Here is a 3446-nt window from a genome sequence, read left to right as displayed (position 1 = left end):
TTTGTGGTGGGGGTGGGTTGCCTCTTTCGCTGAAGCTGCGCTGTTGGTGTGGTGGGGGTGTTGGTGGGTTGGGTGGTTGATAGTTGGATAGTGGACGCGAGCATCTTTGGCATCACACATGCAATGCTCACAATGCTTCACCAGGTGTTGTGGGTGTGTGGTGCCGGTCTTTGTAGTTATAGCCTTTGAGTTTTGTATTCGATGAGGGCAATGAGCCGCACGACCCGTTGGGTTGTGGGGTTGTTTGTTGTTTTTGTTGAGTGTTTGTTTGGCAAGCTATGAGGGGCACATGGTGGATGCCTTGGCATCAAGAGCCGATGAAGGACGTACGAGCCTGCGATAAGCCCTGGGGAGTTGGCAACGAAGCGTTGATCCGGGGGTGTCCGAATGGGGGAACCCAGCACGAGTCATGTCGTGTTACCCCTGCCTGAATATATAGGGCAGGTGGAGGGAACGCCGGGAAGTGAAACATCTCAGTACCGGTAGGAAGAGAAAACAAAAGTGATTCCGAGAGTAGTGGCGAGCGAAATCGGATGAGGCTAAACCAGCTGCGTGTGATACCCGGCAGGGGTTGCGTGGTTGGGGTTGTGGGAGCCTTCACATCGATCTGCCGGTCGGTGGCACAGTAAGAAAACATCGTTGAATGCGAAGTCCGTTGGAAAGCGGCACCGTAGAGGGTGATAGTCCCGTAGTGGTAAGACGATGTCTGTGGAGGGATTTCCCAAGTAACACGCTACTCCTGGAATGGCGTGTGAATCTGGCAGGACCACCTGTTAAGCCTAAATACTCCTTGATGACCGATAGCGGACAAGTACCGTGAGGGAAAGGTGAAAAGTACCCCTGGCGGGGAGTGAAATAGTACCTGAAACCGTGTGCCTACAATCCGTCAGAGCCCCTACGTGGGTGATGGCGTGCCTTTTGAAGAATGAGCCTGCGAGTTAGCGGTGTGTGGCGAGGTTAACCCGTGTGGGGTAGCCGTAGCGAAAGCGAGTCCGAACAGGGCGGTTTAGTCGCGCGCTCTAGACCCGAAGCGAAGTGATCTATCCATGGGCAGGTTGAAGCGCCGGTAAGACGGCGTGGAGGACCGAACCCACTTCAGTTGAAAATGGAGGGGATGACCTGTGGATAGGGGTGAAAGGCCAATCAAACTTCGTGATAGCTGGTTCTCCCCGAAATGCATTTAGGTGCAGCGTTGCGTGTTTCTTGCCGGAGGTAGAGCACTGGATAGCCGATGGGCCCTACAAGGTTACTGACGTTAGCCAAACTCCGAATGCCGGTAAGTGAGAGCGCAGCAGTGAGACTGCGGGGGATAAGCTCCGTAGTCGAGAGGGAAACAGCCCAGACCATCAGCTAAGGCCCCTAAGCGGTGACTAAGTGGAAAAGGATGTGGAGTCGCAGTGACAACCAGGAGGTTGGCTTGGAAGCAGCCACCCTTGAAAGAGTGCGTAATAGCTCACTGGTCAAGTGATTCCGCGCCGACAATGTAGCGGGGCTCAAGTCACCCGCCGAAGCTATGGCATTCACATGTTAGCTAAGCCGCCCCTTGAGGGTTGGTTCAGGTGTGTGGATGGGTAGGGGAGCGTCGTGTGGCCGGTGAAGCGGCGGAGTGATCCAGCCGTGGAGGCTACACGAGTGAGAATGCAGGCATGAGTAGCGAATGATGAGTGAGAAACTCATCCGCCGGATGATCAAGGGTTCCAGGGTCAAGCTAATCTGCCCTGGGTAAGTCGGGACCTAAGGCGAGGCCGACAGGCGTAGTCGATGGACAACCAGTTGATATTCTGGTACCGGCAAAGTAGCGCCCATGACGAGGCGCATGATGCTAACCACCCGAAACACCATGACCAAGACTTCGGTCGAGGCGTGTGTGCGTAGCGTGGGACCCGAGTGTGTAGTAGTCAAGCGATGGGGTGACGCAGGAAGGTAGTCGATCCGGCGCGATGGTTGTCGCCGGCTAAGGATGTAGGGCGAGGCATAGGCAAATCCGTGTCTCATGTGCCTGAGATCTGATGGGGACCCGTATGGGGAAGTCGATGATCCTATGCTGTCGAGAAAAACCTCTAGCGAGCTACGCGCCGCCCGTACCCCAAACCGACTCAGGTGATCAGGTAGAGAATACCAAGGCGATCGAGCGAACCATGGTTAAGGAACTCGGCAAAATGCCCCCGTAACTTCGGGAGAAGGGGGGCCGGATCCGTGAACCCACATGCTGGGGGTAGCGGTGATGGCCGCAGAGACCAGGCCCAAGCGACTGTTTACTAAAAACACAGGTCCGTGCGAAGTTGTAAGACGATGTATACGGACTGACTCCTGCCCGGTGCTGGAAGGTTAAGGGGACCGGTTAGAACGCAAGTTCGAAGCTGAGAACTTAAGCCCCAGTAAACGGCGGTGGTAACTATAACCATCCTAAGGTAGCGAAATTCCTTGTCGGGTAAGTTCCGACCTGCACGAATGGAGTAACGACTTGGGCGCTGTCTCAACCGTGGACTCGGCGAAATTGCACTACGAGTAAAGATGCTCGTTACGCGCAGAAGGACGGAAAGACCCCGGGACCTTTACTATAGTTTGGTATTGGTGTTTGGTTCGGCTTGTGTAGGATAGGTGGGAGACTGTGAAGCATGCACGCCAGTGTGTGTGGAGTCATCGTTGAAATACCACTCTGGTCGTACTAGATGTCTAACCTAGGACCATGATCTGGTTCAGGGACAGTGCCTGATGGGTAGTTTAACTGGGGCGGTTGCCTCCTAAAATGTAACGGAGGCGCTCAAAGGTTCCCTCAGCCTGGTTGGCAATCAGGTGTTGAGTGTAAGTGCACAAGGGAGCTTGACTGTGAGACAGACATGTCGAGCAGGGACGAAAGTCGGAACTAGTGATCCGGTGTCGGCATGTGGAAGCGACATCGCTCAACGGATAAAAGGTACCCCGGGGATAACAGGCTGATCTTCCCCAAGAGTCCATATCGACGGGATGGTTTGGCACCTCGATGTCGGCTCGTCGCATCCTGGGGCTGGAGTAGGTCCCAAGGGTTGGGCTGTTCGCCCATTAAAGCGGCACGCGAGCTGGGTTTAGAACGTCGTGAGACAGTTCGGTCCCTATCCTCTGCGCGCGTAGGAAACTTGAGAAAGGCTGTCCCTAGTACGAGAGGACCGGGATGGACGAACCTCTGGTGTGCCAGTTGTACCGCCAGGTGCATGGCTGGTTGGCTACGTTCGGAAGTGATAACCGCTGAACGCATCTAAGCGGGAAGCACGTTTCAAGATGAGGTTTCCCACCCTTGATGGGTTAAGGCCCCCTATAGACGATGGGGTTGATAGGCCAGAAGTGTATAACCGTGAGGTAGAGCTGACTGGTACTAATAGGCCGAGGGCTTGCCTTACAAATGCTCAACAAAACTAACAAACACTGCTACGAAGTGTTATTGCGTGTTCGCGTCCACGAACCAACTG

Annotated in this window: 1 rRNA gene; it reads left to right on the top strand. The window is 54.7% G+C overall.

Annotated features, from left to right (window positions below):
• Positions 1–269 precede the first annotated feature (269 nt).
• Positions 270–3376: ribosomal RNA gene (locus H036_RS0121255) — 23S ribosomal RNA — on the top strand.
• Positions 3377–3446: the final 70 nt, after the last annotated feature.

This window comes from Nocardioides sp. Iso805N, from assembly GCF_000364605.1.
Classification (GTDB): Bacteria; Actinomycetota; Actinomycetes; order Propionibacteriales; family Nocardioidaceae; genus Nocardioides.
Note: the sequence above shows the minus strand (reverse complement) of the source record. Positions and strands in the feature narration are given on the sequence as shown.